This window comes from Rhizobium sp. Root149, assembly GCF_001427345.1.
In the GTDB taxonomy this organism is placed as follows: domain Bacteria; phylum Pseudomonadota; class Alphaproteobacteria; order Rhizobiales; family Rhizobiaceae; genus Neorhizobium; species Neorhizobium rhizoryzae.
Window position 1 is genome coordinate 147,933 of sequence record NZ_LMGD01000024.1, and the last position, 25,079, is coordinate 173,011.

Consider the following 25,079-nt stretch of genomic DNA (forward strand, 5'->3'; position numbering starts at 1 on the left):
AGAAGCACGAGATAAATCGTAATAGCCGAATAATACGATTTCAGCGGAAGTGCATTATGTCAATCCAAATTGACAGCGTCTCATTGACGATCTTCCCCAAATGGAGAATAATCGTATTAGCCTATTATCACAGTTATCATCATGAAGTTCGCCGTTGATCGAAACCTGCCGCTTCCTTTGCGCAATCAGCTCCACGGGTTGATCGAGTACGGCATCAGCTGCGGCGAACTCGCACCGGGCGAGATACTGCCGTCGGTACGCGAGCTTGCGGAAATGGTTGGCGTTGCGCCGATGACAGTGGCTCAGGTCTACGCGGATCTGAAGGAGAAAGGACTGCTGCAGACCCGGCCGGGTTCCGGCACATTCGTCGCCGATAGACAAAGCGGCGGCGCAACGGATCCAACGAAACATGTCTACCTGTATAGACAAATAGACAATCTAATTGAGCAGAGCAGAAAACTCGGCTTCCAGCCAACAGAACTGATCGCGGCCATCAACACGCGCCTTCGCCAGTCCGATCATGGCCCAGCCAGACCTCGTGTTCTTGTGGTGGGGCTCTTTCCGGATGCCACGCGAAGCTATGCGGATTTTCTCGGCCGCAAGCTTGCAAATCATGCACGCGTAGAATTCACAACGATTTCCGCGCTGGAGCAAAACCCGCAAGGCGTTCTGGAGGCGCGTTCGGCAGACTTGGTCGTCACCATCGTCAACCGGCTGCAGCAGGTGAAGACCCTGCTGCCGGATGCGAATGTGATGGCCATACGTTTTACCCCGTCTGAAGAAACCCGCCGCGCGCTCGCATCGCTGGATTCGCGTACGAAGGTCGCAGCGGTTTCACTTTTCCCTGAATTCTTGCCGATCCTGAAAGCCGGAATCGAGCGTTTCGCACCGCATGTATCCCACATCACCGCGGGGACTATGGACATGCCCGCGTTTCGAGCCGAACTCGCAGAGGCTGACGTCATCATCCATGCGACCGGAGCAGACGAGACGTTGGAGGATAGCTACCCCCAACTCCCCCGCATCGAATACCGCCATGCGCCTGATGAGGTCGACATCGAGCGGACTATCATACCCGCATTACCCTCTTAGAACCATTACCCCGTTGAAGACATGCCGCATGCATGAAGGAGCACAGTATGAGCCAAGAACCAATCCTGATCTGGGGCGCCGGGGCTATCGGCGGCACACTGGGAGCCGCTTTTCTTCGTGCCGGAGAGAACGTGCTCTTCGTCGATAACGTCAAGGAGCATGTCGACGCCATCAACACGAAGGGGCTAACGATTACCGGCCCGATCTTCGAAGGAACATTCAAGGCCAAAGCTTGCCTTCCGGAAGAAGTGGAGGGCCAGTTCGAACGGGCTTATCTCTGCGTGAAGGCACATCATACGGAAGCGGCGGCGCGTGATCTCGTGGAGCATCTGGCGTCAGACGGCTACGTCGTTTCTGCCCAGAACGGTCTGAACGAGCAGGTGATCGCCCGGATTACGGGCGAAAACCGCGTCGTTGGCTGCTTCGTGAATTTTGGCGCGGACTATCTGGAGCCGGGCGTTGTGCAATATAGCGGCCACGGCGCGGTGGTCATCGGCGAACTGGATGGGCGTTTCACGGAGCGCGCTGAACGCATTTACGACCTGTTGAAACAATTCGAACCGAAGGCGCTGATCACCAACAACATCTGGGGCTTTCTCTGGGGCAAGTTGATCTATGGCGCGCTTCTGTTTGGCACCGCGCTGACGAATGACAGCATCGCCGATGTGCTGGATAATCCGCAGGCGCGTCCGGTTCTGCGCAAGCTGGCTCTGGAAGTGGCAACCGTCGCCGCCATCAACAACATCAAACCGGAGGCCTTTGACGGCTTCGACCCTACGGCCTTCGGGCCGCTTGCGACACAGGAACAAACCGATCGCTCCTTCGATGAGATGGTCGCGCACAACCGTCGCTCGGTGAAATCCCATTCCGGCATCTGGCGGGATCTAGCGATTCGCAAGCGTAAGACGGAGGTGGATGCGCAAGTGCTTCCGATTGCTCAGGTCGGCAAGGATTCGCATGTGCCGACACCCATGGTGCAGAAACTGGTGGAGATGATCCACGAGATCGAAGAGGGCCATCGTCCTCTGCAGCTATCCAACCTCGACGATCTCGCGAGGGCATCCGCATGAACATTTCCTTCGAAGGCAAGGTCGCCATCGTAACTGGCGCGGCACATGGTTTTGGCCGCGCAATTGCGCAAGGTTTCGCAAGTCGCGGCGCCATTGTGCATCTCTGTGATATCAATGCCGAAGCTTTGGCGGAAACTGCCGCGCTTTGCGGACCGAACGCACAGGTCCATGTGCTTGATGTCGGTGATCGGGCAGCGGTGCAGGCAGCGGTCGCGTCGATTGGCGATGTGGATATTCTCGTCAACAATGCCGGTGGCGTGCGCGGTCAGGTGGGTCGCCCTCTAGAGGACATTTCCGAGGCCGACTGGCAGGCCATTCTGGATGTGAATCTTTCTGGCGTATTCTTCATGGCGCAGGCGGTAGCCCCGTCCATGAAGGCCCGGCGCTTTGGCCGTATCATCAATATTTCCAGCGGCGCAGGGCTCGGCATTTCGCTGACGGGTATCCAATCCTATGCCAGCGCCAAGGCGGGCCAGATTGGCCTGACACGGCAGCTCGCCCATGAGCTCGGTCCCTGGAACATTACCGTCAATAATGTTGCGCCCGGCTTTGTCCGTTCCAACCCGGCGACCGAGCGTCAGTGGATGGCCATGGGAGAAGAAGGGCAGCAGAGGCTGATCCAGAATATTGCGCTCAAGCGTCTGGGCGAAGCCGATGACATCGCCGACATGGTCATGTTCTTCGCCTCCGACTACGCCAACTGGGTTTCTGGTCAGGTGATCAGCGTCGACGGAGGCAAGTAAGTAATGGCGGGAGGCTGCGCATGATAAGCGGCCTCCCGATTTCCATCACTCAGGCTGAACGTGGAAAACCTCTGAGTGAGTGCCGACATAGAACTCACCTTCCGGCGTCACCCAGCCTCGGAACATGCCATCGGTGTTGTAGGGTGCCGTGATGGAGCCATCGGCACCGACGGCAACAAGACCAGCGCCGATATTGTGCTGCTTGAGATCCTCCTGAATGACCTTGGACGCCGCCTTTTCGAGGCTTTCTCCCAGATAGCTCACCCGGCTTGCCACTTCATGCCCCACGGCATAACGCATGAAATATTCACCCTTGCCGGTGCCGGAAACGGCGCATGCGCCATCCCGTGCATAGGTTCCGGCGCCGACGATCGGCGTGTCGCCAATGCGACCTTCCGGCTTGTTGTTATAGCCGCCAGTGGACGTGGCCGCGGCAAGATGACCTTGGGCATCGAGCGCAACAGCGCCCACGGTGCCGTGCTTTTCCGCTTCGCTGGCCTTTGCCGCGGTCCCGGCTGCCGCATGCGCCTTCATGGCCGCCAAGGCTTTCACCCGTCGCTCGGTGGTAAAGTAGTCAGGCTCGACAATATCGAGACCAGCCTCAGCGGCAAACTCATCCGCCGCAGGTCCACCCAATAGAACGGCATCGCCATGTTCCATGACCTTGCGGGCCGCCTTGATGGGGTTGCGAATGCGTTGAACGAGAGTGACGGCACCGGCTTCAAGCGTCCTGCCATCCATGATCGAGGCATCGAGTTCATGCTTGCCATTCGTATTCAAAGCGGCACCGTAGCCCGCGTTGAAGTGCGGTGAATCTTCCATGACAACGACGCTAGCCTGCACGGCATCCAGTGCCGAACCGCCCGCCGTCAACACCGCCCAGCCGGCTTTCAGCGCTTTACCCAGATCCACGCGGGCGGCTGCCCATTCCTCCTCGCTCAGATCCAGCTTGGCCATGACGCCACAGCCGCCATGAATTGCGAGCGCGATTCTGCTCATTGATTGTTCTCCTCAACCATCTTGCCTGTTTCGAAACGAAAAGAGCCAGGCGGGGTGCCTGGCTCCTGTCATTATTGAGTGAATGTCACTTGGCCGGACGAATGTTCATCGCCAGCGTATCCTCGTCCGAGCGTGGCACGATGGAGATGGTCTTCTTCATGCCCCAGGCCGAGATGGTGGAGGCGACGGCCAGGTAGGGACGATCCGTCGCTACCAGTGCATTGGCATCCATCAGCAACTTCTCGCGCTTTGCCGTATCCATTTCCACGGCTGCATCTTCGATCAGCTTGTCCATGGTCGGGTTGACGTAGCCGCGCAGGTTGAACGCGCCGAGCTTCTTTGCCGGATCATTGGAGTGCGTTAGCGATGAGAGCGTGTAGTTCGCCTCACCCGTCAGCGTTCCCCAGCCGGACATGGTCATGGAGTAATCGCCACGCGTATTGGCGGGGAAGAACACCGCACCCGGCTGGGCATTGGCTTCAACCTGAATGCCAACCGCCGTCAGCATCTGCGCGATCGTCGTGCCGACATCCTTGTCACCCGGCAGGCGGTCGTTCGTGAAGGAGAAGGTGACCTTGAAGCCGTTCGGATAACCGGCTTCCGCCAGCAGCGCCTTCGCCTTCTTCGGGTCTGCCTTGGTTGGCTTCACATTCGGGTTCCAGCCGAAGATGTTAGGTGTGACCAACTGCGATTGTACAGCACCCATGCCTTCCATGGCGACTTCAGTCAGCGCTTCACGATCGATGGCGAGATCGAAGGCTTCACGCACCTTTGGGTCCTGGAAAGGGTTCTTTGGCAGTGGCGAACCATCCTTGGCGCTGACCTGCGGTGGCTTGTCGCGGAAGTCGAACGCGATGTTGAAGAGATAGACACTCTCCTGCCGAACGATGGAAAGCTTGGTATCCTTCTCCAGCGTCGGGACATCAGAAGACGGGATGCGGGCGATGATATCAACCTGACCGGCCTTCAACTGCGCAACACGCGCCGCATCGTTTGGAATTTCCTTGCGGGTTACCTTGTCCCAAGGCTCCTTAGGACCCCAATAGCCATCGAACTTTTCAAGAACCAGCTGTTCCTTTGGCGTCCAGGAGACGAACTTGTAAGGACCGGTGCCGATGGCGGCCTTGCCAGAATTGAAGCCTTCAGCCGCCTTGTCCGCGCTGGCCGAGAAATCCTTGGCTGCCGTGTGCGAGACGATGAAGAGACGGATGAAATCGTTCGGCAGCGTAGGTGCCGGACCGTCGGTCTTGATGCGGATCGTGTAAGGATCGATGATCTCGATGCCGCGCACACGACGCACATAAATCGTTGTCGGGTTCGGGCCGGTAACCGCCGGAATACGCTCGATGGAGAACTTCACGTCCTCAGCCGTGAAATCGGAACCATCGTGGAACTTGACGCCCTGACGCAGCTTGAACTCCCAGGTGGTGGCGTCAACCGCCGTCCAGCTGGTAGCAAGCCCGGGCTCAAGCTCTAGATTGTTACCGGATTTCACCAGCGAATCGAAGATGTGTTTCACGGCTTCGGCATGGGTGCCTGCTGCGGTGAAATGCGGATCGACGGACAGTGGACCGGCGCGAACGCCAATGGTCAGATCTGCCGCAAGTGCGGAGGCAGACACGCTGCCCAGAAGCGCCGCCGCCAGCGAGGCGGTGCGCAATACCTTGAAAATGCTCATTCTTCGTTCTCCTCATTGTTTATTGTTGGGGGCGAAACAGGGGAATTCACCACGACCTTTGCAAGCAGTTCCGAGAGCATCAGCATCTCGGCTGGCGTGAGGGCGGACATCATGGACCGCTCCCGTTCCACCATCATTTGCATGGCCGCATCAACGATGCGCTTGCCTTCGTCCGTGATGTAGAGGACGAAGCTGCGCAGATCCGCCGGGTCCACTTCCCGGCGAACGATATCCTTGTCGATCAGCTTCTGGATGGCGCGGCTGATCGTATTCTTGGGGAAGCCGGATGAGGCGCAGATGGCACTGGCCGTCAGGCCATCCGCGAGACCAAGCGAGTAGAGCACCACGAATTCCGGTCTTGGAAGGCCGAATTCTTTCTCCGTCCAGCGGTAGACCGGCACGTTGAACTGGAGCGCCAGAAAGTTGAGCCGGAAGGAAAGCCAGCACGGGTTATCCCACAGCTTGACGCCCACGAGCGGGTCGACATCGACATCGCCTGCCAATGATTTCCCTCCCTGACGAAGCAGGGTCTCGAACGACGACTGTTGCGGCAGCGAGGTCATGATCGGTGCTTGGCCCCAATTCAATTTTGTACCGTATGGAACTTGACGGTAGGCTAATAGACTGTCAATCTCTTTTTTTAGTTCCGTATGGAACATCATGGTTGGGGAGGGCAGCCTTCGCCGACCCGTCATTTTTTGTGCCGAGTGCCTGCTTTTTGCTCAGTGAGCGCGGGCGTCATGGCAAGGTGGGAGCTTTCATGAAAATCGCAGAAATGAACTGGATGCAGGTCGAGGAGCGTGCCGCCAAGGATGATCGCTGCATCTTGCCGATCGGCAGCGTGGAGCAGCACGCCTATCTCAGTCTCGCGGTCGACATGATCCTGGCCGAGAAAGTATCGGTGGATGCTGCCGAACCATTGGGCGTGCCGGTTTTTCCCGTCATGCCCTACGGTCTCGCATCATCCTTCGCGACCTATCCCGGCACCCTGACATTGACGCTTTCCACCTATATCGGCGTTATCCGCGATCTGCTTGACAGCATGTACCGCTCAGGCTTTCGCCGCATCCTGATCGTCAACGGTCACGGCGGCAACACGCCTGCAACAGCCGTGATCTCCGAATGGCTGAACGCGCATCCGGATTGTTCCGTGAAGTTCCACGACTGGTGGCGCGCGCCCAAGACCTGGGCCAAGGTGCAGGCGACGGACCCGGCAGCATCGCATGCCTCGTGGATGGAAAACTTTCCCTGGACCCGAACCAACGATCCCCGCCAGCCGACGGGTGCTAAGCCGCAAGCCGATTATGCACGGCTGGCGCGGGTGGATGCGGCCCGCAAGCGGGAAATGCTGGGCGATGGCAACTATCACGGGCTCTACCAGAGGCCGGACGAAGATATGCTGGCGATCTGGGACGTTGCCGTTGCCGAGACGCGCGCGCTTCTGGAAGACGAGTGGCACTGATCTCACGTCGCATATCAGCTGAACGATAAGCCCGCATCAAGACGGGTTTCACCATTGAAGGACGGGAACTTATGCTTGCTTTCATCCTGCAGCGACTGTGGCAGGCGGTCATCGTGATCTTTGCGATGTCTGCGCTTGTGTTCACAGGTGTTTACGCCGTGGGCAATCCGATCGATGTGCTCATCTCGCCGGATGCCACACAGGACATTCGCGCCGCCATCATTGCGCAATACGGACTGGATCAACCGCTCTGGCAGCAGTATTTCGCTTTTCTCGGTCGCGTTTTCCATGGCGATTTCGGGCGCTCTCTGGTTTACAACATGCCGGTCAGCGAGTTGATCCTGTCGCGCCTGCCCGCAACGCTGGAACTGACTTTGACGGCGGTTATCTTCGCCAGTCTGGTAGGAATACCGATTGGCATGTATGCCGGCTACAAGCCGCACAGCCCGATCTCCCGCGCCATCATGGCGATTTCCATTCTGGGTTTCTCGGTACCGACCTTCTGGTTCGGCCTGATGCTGATCATGGTGTTTGCCGTTCAGCTCGGCATCATGCCCGCAGGCGGGCGTGGAGAAACCGTCAGCATCGGCGGCTTCGAATTCAGTTTCCTGACGGCTGACGGGTGGAAGCATCTGGTACTTCCCGCTCTCAATCTCGCTCTCTTCAAATTCTCGCTGATGATCCGCCTTGCACGGGCAGGTACCCGCGAACTGATGCTGAGCGATACGGTGAAATTTGCCCGCGCTGCCGGGCTGACAGAGTTCACCGTGTTGAGCCGCCATGTCCTTCGGCTGATCTCGATCCCGCTTGTCACCGTGTTCGGTCTGGAGCTGGCTTCCACGCTCGCCTTCGCGGTCGTCACGGAAACGATTTTCTCTTGGCCGGGCCTCGGCAAGCTGATCATCGACAGCATTACCTCGCTCGATAGGCCGGTGATGGTGGCTTACCTGATGCTCGTTGCCCTTCTTTTCATCGTCATAAACCTCGTGGTCGATCTTACCTATGCCCTGCTCGATCCCCGCCTGAGAAAGGGACGCGCCTGATATGAGAGACACCTTGTTTGGACGCTTCGTTCAGGAATTCACTCGCAACAAGGTCGCAACGGGCGCGGCAATCGTTGTGTTCGCCATCGTCTTCATCGCGTTGATCGCGCCGCTGGTGACCCCGCAAGACCCCTATGATCTCGCCAATCTGGTGCTGCGCGATGCGCGCCGCGCGCCCGGCTATGTCGGCACCGGTGGCTATACGCACTGGCTGGGCACGGATTCGCAAGGACGTGACCTGTTGTCCGCCATCATCTACGGCCTGCGCATTTCGTTGCAGATGGGCGTTATTGCCGGCGGGGTTGCCTTCGTGGTTGGAGCGCTCGTCGGTTGCTCGGCGGCCTATATCGGCGGGCGCTACGAGAGCATAGTCATGCGGATTGTGGATCTTCAGCTTTCGTTCCCGGCCATTCTGCTGGCCTTCGTGATCGCGGCTCTGCTGGGCCAAGGGCGTTATCAGCTGATCATGGCGCTGATCTTCGCGCAATACGCCTATTTCGCGCGGACAGCCCATGGTGCGGCATCGGCGGAACGGCAGAAGGATTATGTCGAGGCGGCACTGTCCATTCCCCTTTCGCCGCTGCGGGTCGTGCTGAAGCACATTTTGCCGAACTCACTGCCGCCACTCATCGTCGTGGCAACGGTGCAGGTGGCAAGCGCCATCTCGCTGGAAGCAACGCTTTCGTTCCTGGGCGTGGGCCTTCCGCCAACCGAACCTTCGCTGGGCATGCTGATCGCGAACGGCTTCCAGTATCTCTTGTCCGGCCGCTACTGGATTTCGATCTATCCCGGCATAGCGCTCATTCTGTTCATCGTGTCGCTGAACCTCGTTGGTGACCAGATCCGCGACCAGCTTAACCCGAGGCTTCGCCGATGACCGTGCAAAACATGGCTGCAACACAGACACCGCTGCTGGAAGTCAGCAATCTCAACACCTGGTTTGCGACGGCACGCGGCGAAATCAAGGCCGTGGACGGGGTCTCGTTCTCTCTCGCATCCGGCGAAGTGCTGGGTCTGGTGGGCGAATCCGGTTCAGGCAAATCCATCACCGGCTTTTCGATTATCGGCCTGATCGATGAACCGGGCCGGATTGTCGAAGGCTCGTCGATCAAGCTGGAGGGTCGCGAACTCGTCGGCCTCTCTGCGCATGAACTGCGTGCCATTCGCGGCAAGACGATTTCGATGGTCTTTCAGGACCCGATGATGACGCTGAACCCCGTGCTCTCCATCGGAACGCAGATCCGGCTGGCACTGGAGGCCCACGAAAAGATCAGCCCTGCGGATGCCCGTGAACGGGCGATCAAGGCATTGCGCCAAGTCCGGATCTCGGAACCGGAACGCAAGATCGATTTCTTTCCGCATCAGTTTTCCGGCGGCATGCGCCAGCGCGTGGCCATTGCTATCGCCCTGCTCCATCGCCCGAAACTCATCATCTGCGACGAGCCGACGACGGCGCTCGACGTTTCCATTCAGGCGGAAATTCTGACGGAAATGAAGGAACTGGTGGCAGAGCTTGGCACGACGCTGATCTGGATCAGTCACGACCTCGCAATCGTTTCTTCCATCGCGGATCGCGTGGCCGTGATGAAAACGGGCAAGATTGTCGAAATCGGCCCTGCCATGGGCGTTCTCACAAAACCGCAGCACGACTATACGAAATCGCTGCTGGATGCCCTACCCTCTCGCGCCAAACCGGGTCAGCTGCTGTTGCGCGGCAGCGGCATTGAGGATGCAGCCCCGCCGCCCCGCAAGGAAAAGACGGCCAACCTGCCACCGCTCGGCAGCCCCTATCTCGTCATCGACCATGCGGTGAAACGGTTCGAGAAACCAACTGGCTTCCTCCTCAAACTCGCCATCAAATCGGGCATTGCGCAGCCGCATCCCTCGGTGCATGCGGTAAGCGATGTCAGCCTTGTCCTGAAGCGCGGCGAAGTTCTGGGACTGGTTGGCGAATCTGGTTCGGGTAAATCGACGCTGGGGCGCATGGCGGCGGGCATTACAGTTCCCACCTCCGGCAGTATTCGCCTGAATGGCCAGCCGGTCATGAGTGCAGGTCGAAGCCCACGCAAAGTGACCACCCGAGTCCAAACCATCTTTCAGGATCCGTTTGCCTCGCTGAACGGGCGTATGCGCATTGGTGATATCGTGGCGGAAGGGCCAATTGCTCATGGTCTGGTGACACGGGCGGAATCCGCCGCCTACGTCCAATCCTGGCTTGCTGCCGTTGGACTTGATCCATCTCTCGCCAACCGCTTCCCGCACCAGTTTTCCGGCGGGCAACGCCAGCGCATCGCCATTGCGCGGGCGCTTGCCATGCAGCCGGATGTCGTGGTGTGTGATGAGCCGGTTGCCTCGCTTGATGTGTCTATCCAGGCGCAGATCATCAATCTCTTGATCCGCCTTCGCTCCGAACTCGATCTCTCGCTGATCTTCATCAGCCACGATCTCTCGGTCGTGCGGCATCTGTGCGATCGGGTCGCCATCATGTATCGCGGCCAGATTGTCGAAGAAGGCGATGCGGCTGCGATCTACGACAACCCGCATCATGATTATACGCGCCGCCTGCTCGCGGCGGTCCCTGCCTTGCCCGTGGCGGCTGAATAAAGAGGAATTCTACAATGGAACCCTGGGAATGGGATGAGGCCACTTGGCGCGGCAAGGTGGAAAAGGTGCGCGCTGGGCGCTCGCTGAAGCCGAAGGTCTGGCAAGGCGGTGCGCGCTGCGCCGTTGCCCTCTCCTTCGATAGCGACCACGAGACCAATGAGTTGCGCGATGGCGGCGAATCCATTGGCCGCATGTCGCAGGGACAATATGGAAATCGCGTCGGCGTGCCACGCATTCTTCAGGTGCTGAAACAGGCGGGAGTTCCGGCCACCTTCTTCGTGCCAGCCGTAGCCGCCCTGCTCTATCCGGATGAGCAACGCCAGGTCATCGCAGAAGGCCATGAAATCGGCCTGCATGGCTGGATCCACGAGGTGAATACCAAGGTTCCGCCAGAGAAAGAGCGCGAATTGCACTTCCGCGCGGCTGATACGCTGGAAAAGATCACCGGCATTCGCCCGGTCGGCATGCGCACACCCTCATGGGATTTTTCCGCCGCGACGCTCAAGATCCAGCGCGAACTCGGTCTGCTCTATGATTCATCGCTGATGGCGGACGATGATCCGTATGAGCTGGTGGAAGATGGGGAAGCGACCGGCATGGTGGAACTGCCGGTCGAATGGATCCGTGACGATGCGGTCTATTTCAATATGAACCGCTTTACCGCGCACCGCCCATACACGCCGCCACCGGCAGTACTGGATATATTCAAGCGGGAGTTCGATCGCGCCTATCAGGAGGGCGGGCTGTTTCTCTTGACCATGCACCCGCATGTCACGGGCTATCGCTCACGCATCTTTATTCTTGAAGAGTTGATCGCCCACATCCAGCAGCATGACGATGTGTGGTTCGCAACGCATGCCGATATTGCTGGCTTCGTCAAGAATGCCGCGGCAGAGGACGAAAGAATGGTCAGCACCGGCTGACCATTCCTCATACAGGGTTTCAGGCGGGTTTCGAAACCAGAGAAGAGCGCTGACGGCTAAGATAATGGCCGCTCGGCGCCTCCTCGACCATTGCACCGGATTCCATCACCGAATTTCCGCGAATGAAAAGGCGTACCGGCCAACCGCGTACCTCCACACCTTCGTAAGGTGTGTAATCCGAGCCGTGGGCCAGAATATCATTGGTGATGGTGACCTGACGGTTCGGATCCCAAAGCGCCAGATCCGCATCAGCACCAACGCAGATCGTGCCCTTTCGCGGATAAAGACCATAAAGCTTGGCGTGGTTGGTTGCAGTCTGCGCCACGAACTGATTGAGCGTGATACGCCCTTTCATGACACCTTCCGAAAACAGGATCGGCAGGCGTGTCGCAACACCCGGAATGCCATTCGGTATCCAGCGGAAATGGCGTTTGCCCTTCTCGTTCAGCTTGCCGTGCACATCCTCATAGCGGAAGGGGCAGTGATCGGATGAGAAGAGGTCGAAGACATTCTGCTCCAGCCCTTCCCAGCACGCATCCTGACTGGCCTTGTCACGCGGTGGCGGAGAGCAGACATATTTGGCTCCCTCCAGCGCATCACGGTCGAGATCATCCGCCGTCAGCATCAGATATTGCGGGCAGGTTTCCCCGGCAATCTTCTGGCCGCGCTGGCGGGCGCGCCGGATTTCCTCCATGGCTTCCCGGTTGGACACGTGGACGATGACGATTGGAACATCCACGATTTCCGCGAGTGAGAGAGCGCGGTGCGTGGCCTCCCGCTCGGCGGGAATGGGCCGGGTCGTCGCATGATATTTAGGCGCGAACTTGCCCTCTTCCTCGTGCCGTCCAATCAGATAGCGGATAGCATCCTCGTTCTCGCAATGGACCATGACGAGAGCCCCGGTGCGACGGGCAGCATCCAGCGTGTCCAGGATCTGGTCGTCGCGCAGGCGCAGGCCTTCATAGGTCATGAAGACTTTCAGAGAGGTATAGCCGTCCTCCACGAGGGCAGGCAGTTCCTGCCCCAGAACCTCCGGCGTCGGATCGGTAATCACCAGATGGAAGGCGACGTCCACATGGCATTTGCCTTGCGCCTTTTCGTGATAGACCTTTAGCGCCTCGCGAAGCGTCTGTCCTTTCTCCTGCATGCAGAAGGCGAGAACCGTGCTGTTGCCGCCGATGGCTGCCGAGCGCGTGCCGCTACCGAAATCATCCGCCATGACGATGCCATCGCCGGATGGCTGGTCCAGATGCACATGGCTGTCTATGCCGCCTGGAAGAACGAAGAGACCGGTCGCATCAATGACCTCGTCTGCACCCTCCAGTCCAGTGGAAAGCGCCGCGATCCGCCCGTCCCGGATACCGATATCGCAGACGAATGTGTCGCTGGCCGTCGCAACGGTGCCATTGCGAATGATGGTGTCAAAACGCATCTCGCCCGCCCCTCAGCTTGCCTTCGCCAGACCGGCATTGCTGGACAGAATCCGGTCCAGCGCCGCCGTGAAGCGATCCACCTCTTCCAGCGTATTGTAATGCACCATAGAGACACGCAACATGCCGCCCTGATCGGTCAGGTCGAGATATTCGGCCAAACGGCGGGAATGGAAATCGCCGAACCGCATGGCAATCTTGTACTCATCCATGGCCTTGCAGAGATCGGCGGCGTTGCGGCCATCGAAACGGAAGGCAATTGTGGGAACGCGCAGGCTCTCGCGGTTGTGGCTCTGGCCAACAATCTGGCAATCGTTGCGGGAGCGGAGATAGGAGAGCAGCCGCTCCGTCAACGCATCTTCCTGCGCGGTAATGGCCTTGAATGCCGTTTCGATGCGGCTCCGAACGCTGCCCGTATCGCCCGCCTGTTCGCCGAGCTTGCTGAGATAATCCACGATGCCACAGGTCGAGTAGGCAAGCTCGTAATTGGGGTTGCCCGGCTCCAGTTTGCCCGGCACCTTATCCTTGCCGTAGAAGTAGTGGTACAGCGTATCCAGCTCCAGCAGGTGATCGTACTTGCCGTACATCAGCGCGTAATGCGGGCCATAGGTCTTGTAGAGGCTGAAGACGTAGTAATCGACATCGAAAGCCTGGACGTCGACAAGGCGGTGCGGGGCATAGGCCACCGCATCCACGCAGATCCGCGCGCCGCGCTCATGAACGAAATCGGCAAACTGGCGGATAGGATTGACCGAGCCCAGAATATTGGAAGCATGGGTGACGCAGACAAGTCGCGTGCGCTCGCTCATCAGGGCTTCGAGATCGGCCAGTTCCAGCGTCAGCGTATCCTTGTTGAGCGGCCAGAATTTCAGCACGACGCCCGCATCCTGCAGCCGATCCCAGGGGCCGATATTGGATTCGTGATCGCTGATCGAGACGATGATTTCATCGCCTGGGTTCAACTGGCTCTGCATGGCGCGAGCGAGGTTTTGCAAGAGCGACGTCGTCGAACTGCCGAACACGATTTCTTCCGGCCGGGTGGCATTGACCAAATGCATGGCCGCTGTGCGGGCTTCATAAAGCGCTTTGGCTGCGTTCTGTGAGACTTCGTATGAGCCGCCGATCTGCACATTGCGCTCGATCAGGAAGCTGTTGATCCGGTCCATCGCGGGCTGGAGGATCTGTGAACCCCCGGCGTTATCGAAAAAGGTCCAGCCGCGATTGAGACCCGGAAACTGGCTTCGGACGAAGTCGAGATCGAGCGAGGGTTGGTCGGCCATGATGAATTTCCTTGTGACTTCAAGAGTTCAATGATTGAGCACTGCGCGCAGAAAGCCGCGCGTGCGCTCTTCACGGGGATTGTCGAAGATTTCGGCAGGCGACCCCATTTCAATCAGCTTGCCGCCATCCATGAAGATAACGCGATCGGCCACCTGCCGGGCAAAACCCATTTCGTGGGTAACGACCACCATGGTGACGCCCGTGCCTGCAAGATGCCGCATGACATCCAGCACCTCACCCACCATTTCCGGATCAAGCGCCGAAGTCGGTTCATCGAACAGCAGCACCTTCGGCTCCATGGCGAGTGCGCGGGCAATCGCCACACGCTGCTGCTGGCCGCCGGATAGCTGGCCGGGATATTTTTCGGCCTGCTCGGAAATGCCAACGCGGGCCAGAAGTTCGCGGGCCTTGCGCGCCGCTTCCGCTTCCGACGTACCACGCACACGCATGGGGGCCAGCATGACGTTTTTCAGAACCGTCATATGCGGGAAGAGATTGAAGGATTGGAAGACCATCCCGACCTCTGCTCTCACCTTGGCGAGAGCCGCCCCGGGCTCCACACGAATGCCGTCAACGGTAATCGTGCTGTCGGGAGAGAAGGCCTCCAGATGATTGATGCAGCGGATCAGGGTCGATTTGCCGGAGCCGGATGGCCCGATGACGCAGACCACTTCGCCTTCCGCAATATCGAGATCAATGCCGTGCAACACGGTGAAGGTTCCGTATGACTTCACCAGCCCGCGCACGGAAATGATGTTTTTCGTTTGCGCGGACATCAGCGTTTCCCCCGGCTGAAATGTTTCTCCAGGCGCGAGACCACAGCCACCATGGGCCAGAGAAGCAGAATGTAGATGACGGCAGCGCCAATCAGCGGTGTGGGGTTGGCGGCAAGCGCCTGCGCCTGTGTGGCCTGCTTCAAAAGGTCCGGCATGGCAACGACGGAGGCCAGTGCGGTATCCTTCAGCACGTTGATGCAGTTGTTGGTGAGCGGCGGAATGACGATGCGAATGGCCTGTGGGAGGATGACATCCACCATCGTATGCCGGTTGGACAGTCCAAGCGCCTCGGATGCCTCGAATTGACCATGCGGAATGGCTTCAATTCCGGCGCGGAAAATTTCCGCCGTGTAGGCCGCAGACACAAGAGAGAGAGCGGTGACGGCAGACAGGAATGGTGACAGCCGGATACCGACGAAAGGCAGCGCGTAGTAGACGACGATCAGCAGCACCAGCAGCGGGATCGAACGAAAGATATCGATATAGATGCGGATGAGGAGCTTGATGAAGGCAGGGCTGTATAGCCTCGCGACCGCCAGAAAAAGTCCGCCGATCAGTCCCGCCACAATACTGACGATGCCGATTTCGAGCGTGACGACGAGGCCCCAAAGCAGTTGGGGGAGGCTCTCAAGAAAGACCTTGAGATTGAAGAATGTATTGATGAGATTCATGCCGGTGCGGCTCCGTTTGGCTGGCGGCCTCTCCGGTTGAAGAGACCGCCGCTCTGTCAGGCCTTATTTGCCCTTCGGCATGTCCGCGACCATTACAGTCGAGGTGGATGCTTCAGCCTTGGCGCCGAACCATGTTTCGTGCAGCTTGGCGATATAACCTTCCTTCTTGAGCGTGGTGATCACATCGTTCACCTGGGGCGCCAGCTTGTCGCCCTTGTTGAACATGATGGAATACTTCTCACCCGTGGGGATACGCTCAACCACCTTCAGCTCCGGCTTGTCCTTCACGTAGTAAAGGAGCGCCGGGATATCGCTGATGTAGCCATCGATACGGCCAGCCACGAGATCGAGCATGGCCGGAGACAGGCCCTCGAAACGGCGAATGTCGCTGAACTTATACTGCGCCTTGTTCTTTTCCGCCCACATGTCCCCCGTCGAACCCGTGTCGACACCGACGACCTTGCTGGTCATATCCTTCAGGCCCTTGATGCCGGATTTCGCCGTTGCCGTCAGCGACTGGTCGCTATCGTAATAGGGCTGGGCGAAGGTCACCGATTCCAGACGCTTTTCGGTGATGGTGATCGAGGAGATTGCCATATTGATACGGCCGGACTGTACAGCCGGGAAAAGACCGTTGAAGGGCGTGTTGACGAATTCGACCGTCTTGCCCAACCGCTTAGCCACTTCGTTGACGAGGTCGACTTCGAAGCCGACGACCTTACCGCTCGCATCCTGAAATTCCCACGGCACGTTGCCGATGTTGGCACCGACGGTAAGATCTGCCGCTTGAGCGGTTTGCAAGGTAAAGAAGGCTGCAACGCCGGAAACGATTGCGGCGGCGAATGTAGTCACGCGTGTCATGAGGTTCCCCTTGTTATTTGATGCACGATGTCACATACAATGGTCTAACTGGTCAGACCAGTAAGGCCAAACAAGCATGCCTCTTTCCGCTTTGCAAGATGGATGGCGGAAAATAGATTGACCGAGTTGAACGAAGGGCTGCGGGTACAACAGGAAATGCTCAACAAGACGCTTTTGCCGCAAACCGTGGCACGGGAAATCCAGACATTGATCCAGACCGGCGCCCTTAAACCGGGTGAGCGGATCCAGTCACAGCGTGAGCTGTCAGAGCGTTTCGGGGTGAGCCGTGCGTCCCTGCGGGAAGCCCTGTTGACGCTGGAAACACTGGGGCTGGTGAAAACTGAAGCAGGCCGCGGCACATTCGTTACCTCTCCCAGTGAGCGGGCGGCGGGTCCAGCGGCCAACATGGCGCCCTGGCGATATTCTCACAGCTATTCGGCTTTCGACGTGTTCCAGACGCGCATATTCCTGGAAGGTGAGATAGCAAGGCTGGCGTCCGGCCGCCTCACCCAGCGACAACTGAGCGAGATGGAAACCGCCACGGCGACGATGGAAGAGTGCTGGGCTAGCCAAGATGTTCTTTCGAATGTGGAAGCGGACCTGCAGTTTCATGGCACCATCGTGTCAGCCTGCTCCAACCAGATGCTTCAGGCACTCTATCAGACAGTTCGGGAACTCATCACGGAGACTCAGCGTCAGCCGATCCCGATGACGGATCCCGAGCGCATGAAGCAATCCATTGCCGAGCACCGGCGCATTATAGAGGCGCTTCGCAGCAATGATGGCGCCCTGGCCAAGGAAGAGATGGAGACGCATATTCGCAATACAGCTCGCTGCGCGGGCCTGAATCCGTAGTTCCGGGATCAGGTGAAAGTGGATTGAAATTATCTTGTTTTTTCGATTGGACTTGGTTAGGGGTGCCGTCATTCTAATTTTGGGGTGACAAATGTACCTGACACGATCGATCGCAGCCGTCGCGGGGCTCACGCTCGCGGCCATCATCTCTTCTGGATCAGCGCACGCGGCATCGACCCAGTATCCGCTGACGATCGAAAACTGCGGCGCAAAGGTCACCTTCGACAAGGCACCAAGCCGTGCAATTGGTCTTGGTCAAAACAGTGCCGAGATCATGCTGATGCTGGGTCTAAAGGACAGAATGGCGGCAACCGCCTTCTGGCCAAGCAAGGTCATGCCACAGCTGGCAGAAGACAATGCCAAGGTGAAACTGCTGACCGTGGAGTTTCCCACCTTCGAAGCGCTGCTTGCAGAAAATCCTGATTTCGTTGCAGCCATGTTGCCAACCCTGATCGGGCCTTCGAGCAAGGTGGCGAAACGCGAAGACTTCGAAAAGGTGGGCGTGCCAAGCTATATCTCGCCCAGTACCTGCGTGAGCCCGGATGCCGCAAAAGACAAGTACGGCTATGGAAACCGCAGCGCGCTTTGGGACATGTCCTCGCTGTTTCAGGAGATCGATGAGCTGTCGAAGATCTTTGACGTCCAGGACCGTGGACAGGCCCTGATCGCCGATCTCAAGAAACGGGAAGCCGATCTTCGTGCCAGCATCTCGCCGGGCGAGAAGAAGCTCTCCTACGTTTTCTGGTTCTCCAGCCCCTCTCCGACTGCCGATGCCTATCTCGGCGGCAAGAATAGCCCCTCCGGCTACATTGCGGATATTCTCGGCGGAAAGAATGCGATTGCCTCCGAAGCCGACTGGCCAACCGTTGGCTGGGAAAGCATCATCGCAGCCAATCCGGATGTGATCGTCGTTGCCAGCCTTGATCGCAACCGCTGGGAACTCGACAAGCCAGAGGCCAAGATCAAGTTCCTGAAGACCGATCCGGCCGTCAGCCAGATCACCGCTGTGAAGAACGGGGCGATTGTCGTCATGGACGGACAGGCCATGAATCCGACGATCCGCACGATCTATGGTGCCCAGCAGATCGCCGAACAGTTGAAGACGCTCGGTCTTCAGAAGTGAATTGAACGGATCGTGCCGGGTTTATGATCAGCAACGCAGTCAGAGTGGGTCTGCTTCTTGCCGCATCTCTCGGCCTGATCCTGCTCGTCGTCTCGCTAAGCGTCGGTATCGGGGATCTTCCGATACCGATCTCCACGACGCTCCTGGCCGTATCCAACAAGCTTGGATGGACACATGTCACGCTCAACCGCATTCATGAGGCGGTCATCTGGGACTATCGGCTGAGCCGGGCACTGGTCGCTGTCTTCTGCGGCGCGGGCCTCGCATTGTCGGGTGCCATTCTCCAGTCGTTGCTGCGCAATCCGCTGGCCGAGCCGTATGTATTGGGCATTTCGGCGGGAGCATCGACCGGGGCAGTCGCAATCGTCATTCTGGGCGTTGGAGCCGGAGCCGTTTCGCTGTCTGTGGGCGCATTCGCCGGAGCCTTTCTGGCATTCCTGTTCGTGGCCTTGCTCTCCAACGGGACTCGCGGTGGCGCAGACCGAACGATTCTGGCGGGCGTGGCTGCCTCACAACTGTTCAATGCCGCTACATCCTATGTGGTGACCACGTCCGGCAATGCCCAGCAGGCGCGGGATGTCATGTTCTGGCTGCTGGGAAGCTTTGGCGGCGTGCGCTGGCCGGAATTTACCCTGATATCCCTCGTGATTGGAGCGGGTCTCGTCCTCTGTCTGCTGTCAGCGCGGGTTCTCGACGCCTTTGCCTTCGGCGACGAGGCGGCAGCCTCGCTTGGCGTGAATGTCAGCCGGACCCGCGTGCTCCTCTTTGCGCTGACCGCAATGATGACGGCGACCATTGTCAGCATGGTCGGCACGATCGGTTTTGTTGGCCTGGTGGTGCCCCATGTTGCGCGTTTTCTTGTCGGGCCGCTGCACATCCGATTGCTGCCGACATGCGCTGTTGTCGGCGCAATCTTCATGGTGCTGGCGGATATCGCGTCTCGAGCGCTGATCCCAGGTCAGGTTCTGCCGATCGGCGTGGTGACAGCCCTGGTCGGTGTACCCTTCTTCTCCGTCATCCTCTACAGATTCCAGCGCGCCTCATGAGCTTCGTCGTAGACCACATTACCTGGGGCATCGGTTCGAAAACCATTCTGAAGGATGTCTCTGTCGACATCCCCGCTGGCAAGATGGTGGGTCTTATCGGGCCCAACGGTTCCGGCAAGACCTCGCTTCTGAGGCTTCTTGCTGGTCTCAAGTCGCCGGCTTCGGGCAGCATCAGCTTGGCAGGTTCTGACCTGAAGACCATGCCGCGCAAGAAACTGGCCCGCAGAATTGCCTTCGTTGAACAGCATGCAGCGACGAATGCGAGCCTGACGGTGAGCGACGTCGTCCGGCTTGGCCGCTTTCCGCATCGGTCCTTGTTTTCCGGCTGGTCGCTTGAGGATCAGGATGCGGTCGAACGGGCGATGGAAAACACTGGGATCCACGGCAAGCGTCTGGACAGATGGCAAAGCCTGTCCGGCGGCGAGAAGCAGCGCGTCCAGATCGCCCGGGCACTGGCTCAATCGCCGCAGGAACTCATTCTGGACGAACCGACGAACCATCTCGATATCCAGCATCAGATTTCGCTGCTGAAACTCGTGTCGCAATTGCCGCTGACGACGGTGATCGCGTTGCATGATCTCAATCATGCAGCACTTTTTTGCGATGAACTGATCGTGCTGGACAAGGGACGCATAGTGGCATGCGGAACGCCGGAGGCCGTTTTGACCCAGCGCCTCCTCAAAGAGGTGTTCTGCGTCGAGGCGCGCGTTGACACGTCACCATATCATACGAAGCCGCACCTGCACTTCCTGGTCTGACGAACCGACTGATGAAAGCTTCGGAAACAGAAATCTCCTCGGAGTGACCGAGGAGATTAAGGTCATCGACTGGAGAGATCGATGGCGTGACTGGAGTTCAATGTCATTTCCCAGCAGGAATACACTCATCGGCAGGGACAAATTGCTCTGAATGCTTACATCTAACTCATTATCATATTTACATCGAAACAGTGCCTCTGTCTCGAAAAAACTAAGTCAGCCAAACTATTTCCTGTGGTCAATTGGGGGATAAGTGCACGTTTAAGACACCGGCCCAGCCTAGAAAAAAAAGAGCCCGGCACGAGTGCCGGGCTCCAAAACAGCATCTGTTCGATCAGATCAGAATGCGCGCTGCAGACGTACGAAGCCGGTCCACTGTTCCTGCTGATTGTCGAAGTCCTGGTAGTTCACAGCAACCTTCGTGGAGAGGTTGGTTGCGAGCTGGTAGTCGAACGTCAGGCCAGCTCTCCAGCCGTCGCGGTCGCCGTTGAAGCCACCGGTTGCCGTGGAATCGAGGTTCCAGAAGTACTGGCCGCCGGGGGTGATCTTGAAGCGATCGGTAACCTTCACAGCGTATTCAGCTGCAACAGTCCACTCGGAGGTGTCGTAGTAAGCGTTCTGGCCGGAAGCCCATGCTGCTGCGAGACCGAGCGTGCCCGGGCCGAGTTCAGCAGTGGCGATGACGCGAACTGCGCCTTCTTCCTGATCGGTATCGTAACCGCCGAGAAGAGCAACCTTTGCCGGACCGAATGCGCCACCAATGATGCCTTCGATGCCAACATTGTTGTCACGGTTCGTGCCGTGGATAACGCCTTCCAGCTCGTCTACAGCAACGCCAGCGTAGAATGCGCCAGCCGTGTAGGTGTAACGGATTGCGTTATACTGGGTCGTGTGGGAAGCCAGAATGTCGGTTTCGCCAGAAAGGCCGTCATCCCACCAGTTGTAGAAGTAACCAACCTTGAGGCCACCGAGTTCGATGAAGGCCTGGTCGACGTTTACGCCGCNCGTCGGTTTCGCCAGAAAGGCCGTCATCCCACCAGTTGTAGAAGTAACCAACCTTGAGGCCACCGAGTTCGATGAAGGCCTGGTCGACGTTTACGCCGCGGTTGGAAGAGTTGTCAGCGTCGCCACGCAGGCCGATGAAGCCACGAAGCGTGCCGAGTTCGGTGTCCGAACGGGCGTCGATTTCGAGCTGTGCGCGTGTGAAGCTATCCCAGTCAGACGTACCGGACAAGTCACGACCGAAGCCCGTCTGGAAACGAACGTAGCCACCGATCTTCAGGCAGGTCTCAGAACCCGGGATGTAGAAGAAGCCAGCGCCGAATGCGTCGCAAACGCGAACGTATTCCATCGGCTCCGGCTGAGCAGCAACGATAGCGTCGGCAGCCTGGGCGCCGGATACTGCTGCAAGGGCAGCAGCGGAGCCGAGAAGAAGGCTCTTGATGTTCATAATGACCTCCAGTNCAGCAACGATAGCGTCGGCAGCCTGGGCGCCGGATACTGCTGCAAGGGCAGCAGCGGAGCCGAGAAGAAGGCTCTTGATGTTCATAATGACCTCCAGTTCACAGTCATCTGTGTGTTTTAAGGAGCGCCAAATCCAGATCGCTTTCGCGTCCCCCGATTCTTTGCGCTGACTGATTATTGGCATAGGTCTGGTTGCATGGAAATATGTGATTGCTGATCATAATCTGAAATGGCGAGCCTTAACATGGGCATGTCGTAAATTAGCAACATATCAAACATTGCAGATGCCTAACGACACATCCTGGCTACAGACAAGCGATAATTGCAATCGGACTTGAAAAACGACAGCCTGCTTCATTCCACGTACCGGTTTTTGTAGCGCTCGCGAAGGGCTGCCTTCTGGACCTTGCCCATGGTATTGCGTGGCAGTTCGTCCAGCAAAATGATATCCCGTGGCTGCTTGAAGCGGGCAAGGTTGGTCGATGCGGCCTCGGAGATGGCCTTCGTGTCGGGGCTCTGTCCGGGACGGGCAACGATGAAGGCAAGTACCGCCTCGCCGAAATCCGGATGAGGCACGCCGACGACGGCGCTTTCCAGAACGCCGGGCTGCTCATCCAGAAGCATCTCGATTTCCTTCGGATAGATGTTGAGCCCACCCGATATGATGAGGTCTTTGGCGCGGCCCACGATATGGACATAACCATCCTCATCCACACGACCGATATCTCCGGTAATGAAAAAGCCGTTTTCGCGCAGTTCCGCTTTCGTCTTTTCCGGCATGCCCCAATAGCCCTTGAACACATTCGGACCTCGCACCTCGATCATCCCTGTCTCGCCTGCCGGCAGAATGGCGCCGCTTTCCGGGTCGGTGATCAGAAGTTCCACATCCGGCAGAGGAAAACCCACTGTTCCGGCGCGCCGCTCCCCGTCATACGGGTTCGAGACCGACATGTTTGTTTCCGTCATGCCATAACGTTCGAGGATCCGGTGGCCAGTGCGCGCTTCGAATTCGACGTGCGTTTCAGCCAGAAGCGGCGCAGAACCAGAGATGAACAGTCGCATATGCGCAACGAGATCACGCGTGAAAGCAGCGTTACCAAGAAGCCGGGTGTAGAAGGTCGGAACACCCATCAGTACGCTTGCCTGTGGCAGCATGCGCATCATGGTGGGGAGATCGAATTTCGGAAGAAAGATGAGTGAAGCCTGTGCGATCAGTGTCACGTTGCAGGCGACGAAGAGGCCATGTGTGTGGAAGATCGGCAGCGCATGCAGGAGAACGTCGCGGCTGTCGAAACGCCATAGATCGGCCAGCGTCCGCGCGTTGGACAGGAGGTTGGAGTGGCTGAGCATCGCCCCCTTCGACCGGCCCGTCGTTCCCGACGTATAGAGAAGCGCTGCGAGATCACTATCAACCCGTTCGGCCACTGCAAATGTCGGCGGTTGGCTTGCGGCGAGATCCGTGAGGGAGCCCTTGCCCTCGGCGTCCAGGGTCAGAACGGAAATGCTCGCTGCGGATCGCGCCTTCAGGTCCGCCGCGGTCTCAGCTCCGCACACGACGGCTCGTGCACCGCTGTCGGTGATGAAATAATCGAGTTCGCTTAGCGTATAGGCAGTGTTGAGCGGCAGGAAGACGATCCCCGCCATGACACAGGCTGCGTAGAGCGCCAGCGCTTCTGGCGTCTTTTCCACCTGCACCGCCAGCCTGTCTCCCGGTACCAGACCCGCCGAGGCCAGTACATTGGCCTGTCGCGCCGCCAGCGCATGGAAATCACGGTAGCTGAGAGCCTGCCCGCTCACATCCGTGAGGAAGGTTCGATCGCTGTCCCGGCCGGGTGCAAACAATGTATCGTAAAGGAGATTAGGCATTTTGAAGAACCTCGACGGACTGAAATGACTGGGTAAGAGTTTGCACTGGCGGTGATGCGGCGACCTGCTTCTGATTGGCGAAGCTTTCATGGTTTTGTTCGAGCCGGGCAAGATCGTACAGGTAGTTGGTCATCACCCCAAGGCTATCCTTCTTTCCACGTTGCGAGGTATCTGCCTGTGCGTGCACGGCATGAACCAGAGCCCCGTTTCCGAGATGGAAGCGTGCCACGGGATCATAGTGATGACCATCGTTCCGTCTTGCCGACGTCAGGTAATACGCGGCCGCTGCCAGAAGCTGTGGCTTGGTCCAGTCGGACGCATCGAAGCCCTGCTCCAGAAGCCAGCGTGAGAAGAGCGGCATGGGCGAAAGGGTGGAGAAGGTTGAGAGCCCCGGCAGTTCCGCAGTCAGATCGTTCACCACCTGCTTGATGAGCGAGTTGCCAAAGGAGATGCCCGCAAGCCCCACCTGGCAATTGGAGATGGAGTAGAAGATCGCCGTATCCGCTTCGTGTGCCGCAAGCGGCGTGCGATCATCCGAGAGCAGCGACTGGACGGAACTTGCAATACCCTTCGTCAGCGCAACCTCGACGAAGATGAGGGGCTCATCGGGCATGGCCGGATGGAAGAAGGCAAAACAGCGGCGATCCTCCGGTTCGACACGTCGGCGCAGGTCTTCCCAGGAGGTGATCGCGTGTACGGCCTCGTAGCGGATGATCTTTTCGAGAATATGGGCCGGACTTTCCCAACTGATGCGCCGCAGCACCAGAAAGCCGCGATTGAACCAGCTTGCGAACAGGTGGCGGAAATCACTGTCGATGCGGGCGATGGGGTCATCCGGCGGTACCAGTCTCAGCAGATCGGCGCGCATGTCGACCAGCAGCCGCGTGGCGCCGGGCATTCGGTTCAGGCGCCGCGCCAGTTCCTGGCGTCGTGGTTCGGCAGCGGCCAGAAACCGGTCGTAGCTTTTCCGGTCAGGCTTTGCCTTCAAGGCATGGAGAGCCGTCTCCAGGTCTGCATGATCCAGATCGAGATCCTCTGCCAGATGCGTGAAGAACTGCAGCTTCTCTGCGTCCGTCATGACGTTGTAGCGGTCGAGAATGTGTCTGGCGGTCATCACTCCGGTGATTTCGCCCTTCGAAGACAGAAGATCCTCGATCAGCCTCGGCATCGCGGCAGCGGTTGCCTGCGCAGGAACCGTCACTCTCATCGTGCGGCGGAAGACCAGGTCCAGAACGTCGGACAAGACACTCATTGGTCCACTCTCTTTCGGGCAAGGGTGAAAACAAGGAAGATGGGCCATGGCGGGTTCACCGCCATGACTGTCTCGAAGATAC

At 58.4% G+C, this 25,079-nt stretch carries 23 protein-coding genes and 1 pseudogene; 12 read left to right on the plus strand and 12 right to left on the minus strand.

Annotation, left to right across the window (positions count from 1 at the left end):
* Positions 1-141 precede the first annotated feature (141 nt).
* From ASD54_RS23710 to ASD54_RS23720, 3 genes are read left to right on the plus strand one after another with little or no spacing between them, the layout of a single operon-like run.
* Complete coding sequence (locus ASD54_RS23710; protein ID WP_062557057.1) at positions 142-1,092, plus strand: GntR family transcriptional regulator; 951 nt, start codon at positions 142-144, stop codon at positions 1,090-1,092.
* A 47-nt stretch (positions 1,093-1,139) separates the two neighbouring features.
* A complete protein-coding gene (locus tag ASD54_RS23715; protein WP_062557058.1) occupies positions 1,140-2,162 on the plus strand; it encodes a 2-dehydropantoate 2-reductase in 1,023 nt (340 codons plus the stop codon).
* Positions 2,159-2,905 (plus strand): glucose 1-dehydrogenase, encoded by a 747-nt coding sequence (locus tag ASD54_RS23720; protein ID WP_062557059.1) that lies wholly within the window; start codon positions 2,159-2,161, stop codon positions 2,903-2,905. Before ASD54_RS23715 ends, ASD54_RS23720 begins: the two co-directional genes overlap by 4 nt.
* A gap of 45 nt (positions 2,906-2,950) precedes the next feature.
* On the opposite strand, the gene ASD54_RS23725 is transcribed toward ASD54_RS23720, so the two are convergent.
* The 3 genes from ASD54_RS23725 to ASD54_RS23735 form a co-directional block, all read right to left on the minus strand.
* Positions 2,951-3,904, minus strand: a complete 954-nt coding sequence (locus ASD54_RS23725; RefSeq protein WP_062557060.1) for an isoaspartyl peptidase/L-asparaginase — start codon at positions 3,902-3,904, stop codon at positions 2,951-2,953.
* Positions 3,905-3,989: 85 nt separating this feature from the next.
* Positions 3,990-5,582, minus strand: coding sequence for an ABC transporter substrate-binding protein (locus ASD54_RS23730; protein WP_062557061.1), 1,593 nt, complete (start codon positions 5,580-5,582; stop codon positions 3,990-3,992).
* Complete coding sequence (locus ASD54_RS23735) at positions 5,579-6,145, minus strand: MarR family winged helix-turn-helix transcriptional regulator (RefSeq protein WP_062557062.1); 567 nt, start codon at positions 6,143-6,145, stop codon at positions 5,579-5,581. The genes ASD54_RS23730 and ASD54_RS23735 overlap by 4 nt, the downstream gene beginning before the upstream one ends.
* Positions 6,146-6,342: 197 nt before the next feature.
* Here ASD54_RS23735 and ASD54_RS23740 point away from each other — a divergent pair, with 197 nt between their 5' ends.
* The 5 genes from ASD54_RS23740 (at position 6,343) to ASD54_RS23760 (ending at position 11,614) form a co-directional block, all read left to right on the plus strand.
* Positions 6,343-7,044 (plus strand): creatininase family protein, encoded by a 702-nt coding sequence (locus ASD54_RS23740; protein ID WP_062557063.1) that lies wholly within the window; start codon positions 6,343-6,345, stop codon positions 7,042-7,044.
* Positions 7,045-7,115: 71 nt separating this feature from the next.
* A complete protein-coding gene (locus tag ASD54_RS23745; RefSeq protein WP_062557064.1) occupies positions 7,116-8,087 on the plus strand; it encodes an ABC transporter permease in 972 nt (323 codons plus the stop codon).
* Between the two features lies 1 nt (position 8,088).
* Positions 8,089-8,964 carry an ABC transporter permease gene (locus ASD54_RS23750; protein WP_062557065.1) on the plus strand — a complete coding sequence of 292 codons (876 nt, stop codon included), beginning with the start codon at positions 8,089-8,091 and terminating at the stop codon, positions 8,962-8,964.
* Entirely contained in the window at positions 8,961-10,691 is a 1,731-nt protein-coding gene (locus tag ASD54_RS23755) for an ABC transporter ATP-binding protein (RefSeq protein WP_244484836.1), read from the plus strand. Before ASD54_RS23750 ends, ASD54_RS23755 begins: the two co-directional genes overlap by 4 nt.
* 14 nt (positions 10,692-10,705) lie before the next feature.
* Positions 10,706-11,614 (plus strand): polysaccharide deacetylase, encoded by a 909-nt coding sequence (locus tag ASD54_RS23760; protein WP_062557066.1) that lies wholly within the window; start codon positions 10,706-10,708, stop codon positions 11,612-11,614.
* 19 nt (positions 11,615-11,633) lie between these two features.
* On the opposite strand, the gene hydA is transcribed toward ASD54_RS23760, so the two are convergent.
* The 5 genes from hydA to ASD54_RS23785 form a co-directional block, all read right to left on the minus strand.
* The gene (gene hydA, locus ASD54_RS23765; protein ID WP_062557067.1) at positions 11,634-13,046 is read right to left on the minus strand and encodes a dihydropyrimidinase; all 1,413 of its coding nucleotides are present in this window, start codon (positions 13,044-13,046) and stop codon (positions 11,634-11,636) included.
* A gap of 12 nt (positions 13,047-13,058) precedes the next feature.
* Positions 13,059-14,324, minus strand: coding sequence for a cysteine desulfurase-like protein (locus ASD54_RS23770; RefSeq protein ID WP_062557068.1), 1,266 nt, complete (start codon positions 14,322-14,324; stop codon positions 13,059-13,061).
* A gap of 27 nt (positions 14,325-14,351) precedes the next feature.
* Positions 14,352-15,101, minus strand: coding sequence for an amino acid ABC transporter ATP-binding protein (locus tag ASD54_RS23775; protein ID WP_062557069.1), 750 nt, complete (start codon positions 15,099-15,101; stop codon positions 14,352-14,354).
* On the minus strand, positions 15,101-15,772 hold the full coding sequence (locus tag ASD54_RS23780) for an amino acid ABC transporter permease (protein WP_062557070.1): 672 nt from the start codon (positions 15,770-15,772) through the stop codon (positions 15,101-15,103). Before ASD54_RS23780 ends, ASD54_RS23775 begins: the two co-directional genes overlap by 1 nt.
* 63 nt (positions 15,773-15,835) lie before the next feature.
* The gene (locus tag ASD54_RS23785; RefSeq protein WP_062557071.1) at positions 15,836-16,633 is read right to left on the minus strand and encodes a transporter substrate-binding domain-containing protein; all 798 of its coding nucleotides are present in this window, start codon (positions 16,631-16,633) and stop codon (positions 15,836-15,838) included.
* Between the two features lie 156 nt (positions 16,634-16,789).
* Between ASD54_RS23785 and ASD54_RS23790 the strand changes: the two genes are divergently transcribed.
* The 4 genes from ASD54_RS23790 (at position 16,790) to ASD54_RS23805 (ending at position 20,415) form a co-directional block, all read left to right on the plus strand.
* Complete coding sequence (locus ASD54_RS23790) at positions 16,790-17,488, plus strand: FadR/GntR family transcriptional regulator (RefSeq protein WP_062557188.1); 699 nt, start codon at positions 16,790-16,792, stop codon at positions 17,486-17,488.
* 91 nt (positions 17,489-17,579) lie between these two features.
* The gene (locus tag ASD54_RS23795; protein WP_062557072.1) at positions 17,580-18,611 is read left to right on the plus strand and encodes an ABC transporter substrate-binding protein; all 1,032 of its coding nucleotides are present in this window, start codon (positions 17,580-17,582) and stop codon (positions 18,609-18,611) included.
* A 23-nt stretch (positions 18,612-18,634) separates the two neighbouring features.
* Entirely contained in the window at positions 18,635-19,657 is a 1,023-nt protein-coding gene (locus ASD54_RS23800) for an iron ABC transporter permease (protein WP_062557073.1), read from the plus strand.
* Positions 19,654-20,415: an ABC transporter ATP-binding protein gene (locus tag ASD54_RS23805; RefSeq protein ID WP_062557074.1), complete on the plus strand. Its 762-nt coding sequence runs from the start codon at positions 19,654-19,656 to the stop codon at positions 20,413-20,415. The genes ASD54_RS23800 and ASD54_RS23805 overlap by 4 nt, the downstream gene beginning before the upstream one ends.
* Before the next feature lie 339 nt (positions 20,416-20,754).
* Here ASD54_RS23805 and ASD54_RS27345 read toward each other — a convergent pair.
* The 4 genes and pseudogenes from ASD54_RS27345 to ASD54_RS23820 form a co-directional block, all read right to left on the minus strand.
* Positions 20,755-21,419, minus strand: a 665-nt coding sequence (locus ASD54_RS27345; protein ID WP_244484837.1) for a porin, incomplete at its 5' end; no start/stop codon positions are given.
* Between the two features lies 1 nt (position 21,420).
* Positions 21,421-21,865, minus strand: a pseudogene (locus ASD54_RS27350) (porin); the annotation flags it as partial.
* Positions 21,866-22,233: 368 nt separating this feature from the next.
* On the minus strand, positions 22,234-23,745 hold the full coding sequence (locus tag ASD54_RS23815) for a malonyl-CoA synthase (protein WP_062557075.1): 1,512 nt from the start codon (positions 23,743-23,745) through the stop codon (positions 22,234-22,236).
* Positions 23,738-24,997 (minus strand): malonyl-CoA decarboxylase, encoded by a 1,260-nt coding sequence (locus ASD54_RS23820; RefSeq protein WP_062557076.1) that lies wholly within the window; start codon positions 24,995-24,997, stop codon positions 23,738-23,740. The genes ASD54_RS23815 and ASD54_RS23820 overlap by 8 nt, the downstream gene beginning before the upstream one ends.
* Positions 24,998-25,079 lie beyond the last annotated feature (82 nt).

What these genes read in the sequence shown, in the direction of transcription:
- ASD54_RS23710 (WP_062557057.1), top strand. Translation starts at nt 142, where the DNA reads ATGAAGTTCGCCGTTGATCGAAACCTGCCGCTTCCTTTGCGCAATCAG.
- ASD54_RS23715 (WP_062557058.1), top strand. Translation starts at nt 1,140, where the DNA reads ATGAGCCAAGAACCAATCCTGATCTGGGGCGCCGGGGCTATCGGCGGC.
- ASD54_RS23720 (WP_062557059.1), top strand. Translation starts at nt 2,159, where the DNA reads ATGAACATTTCCTTCGAAGGCAAGGTCGCCATCGTAACTGGCGCGGCA.
- ASD54_RS23725 (WP_062557060.1), bottom strand. Translation starts at nt 3,904, where the DNA reads ATGAGCAGAATCGCGCTCGCAATTCATGGCGGCTGTGGCGTCATGGCC.
- ASD54_RS23730 (WP_062557061.1), bottom strand. Translation starts at nt 5,582, where the DNA reads ATGAGCATTTTCAAGGTATTGCGCACCGCCTCGCTGGCGGCGGCGCTT.
- ASD54_RS23735 (WP_062557062.1), bottom strand. Translation starts at nt 6,145, where the DNA reads ATGACCTCGCTGCCGCAACAGTCGTCGTTCGAGACCCTGCTTCGTCAG.
- ASD54_RS23740 (WP_062557063.1), top strand. Translation starts at nt 6,343, where the DNA reads ATGAAAATCGCAGAAATGAACTGGATGCAGGTCGAGGAGCGTGCCGCC.
- ASD54_RS23745 (WP_062557064.1), top strand. Translation starts at nt 7,116, where the DNA reads ATGCTTGCTTTCATCCTGCAGCGACTGTGGCAGGCGGTCATCGTGATC.
- ASD54_RS23750 (WP_062557065.1), top strand. Translation starts at nt 8,089, where the DNA reads ATGAGAGACACCTTGTTTGGACGCTTCGTTCAGGAATTCACTCGCAAC.
- ASD54_RS23755 (WP_244484836.1), top strand. Translation starts at nt 8,961, where the DNA reads ATGACCGTGCAAAACATGGCTGCAACACAGACACCGCTGCTGGAAGTC.
- ASD54_RS23760 (WP_062557066.1), top strand. Translation starts at nt 10,706, where the DNA reads ATGGAACCCTGGGAATGGGATGAGGCCACTTGGCGCGGCAAGGTGGAA.
- hydA (WP_062557067.1), bottom strand. Translation starts at nt 13,046, where the DNA reads ATGCGTTTTGACACCATCATTCGCAATGGCACCGTTGCGACGGCCAGC.
- ASD54_RS23770 (WP_062557068.1), bottom strand. Translation starts at nt 14,324, where the DNA reads ATGGCCGACCAACCCTCGCTCGATCTCGACTTCGTCCGAAGCCAGTTT.
- ASD54_RS23775 (WP_062557069.1), bottom strand. Translation starts at nt 15,101, where the DNA reads ATGTCCGCGCAAACGAAAAACATCATTTCCGTGCGCGGGCTGGTGAAG.
- ASD54_RS23780 (WP_062557070.1), bottom strand. Translation starts at nt 15,772, where the DNA reads ATGAATCTCATCAATACATTCTTCAATCTCAAGGTCTTTCTTGAGAGC.
- ASD54_RS23785 (WP_062557071.1), bottom strand. Translation starts at nt 16,633, where the DNA reads ATGACACGCGTGACTACATTCGCCGCCGCAATCGTTTCCGGCGTTGCA.
- ASD54_RS23790 (WP_062557188.1), top strand. Translation starts at nt 16,790, where the DNA reads ATGCTCAACAAGACGCTTTTGCCGCAAACCGTGGCACGGGAAATCCAG.
- ASD54_RS23795 (WP_062557072.1), top strand. Translation starts at nt 17,580, where the DNA reads ATGTACCTGACACGATCGATCGCAGCCGTCGCGGGGCTCACGCTCGCG.
- ASD54_RS23800 (WP_062557073.1), top strand. Translation starts at nt 18,635, where the DNA reads ATGATCAGCAACGCAGTCAGAGTGGGTCTGCTTCTTGCCGCATCTCTC.
- ASD54_RS23805 (WP_062557074.1), top strand. Translation starts at nt 19,654, where the DNA reads ATGAGCTTCGTCGTAGACCACATTACCTGGGGCATCGGTTCGAAAACC.
- ASD54_RS23815 (WP_062557075.1), bottom strand. Translation starts at nt 23,745, where the DNA reads ATGCCTAATCTCCTTTACGATACATTGTTTGCACCCGGCCGGGACAGC.
- ASD54_RS23820 (WP_062557076.1), bottom strand. Translation starts at nt 24,997, where the DNA reads ATGAGTGTCTTGTCCGACGTTCTGGACCTGGTCTTCCGCCGCACGATG.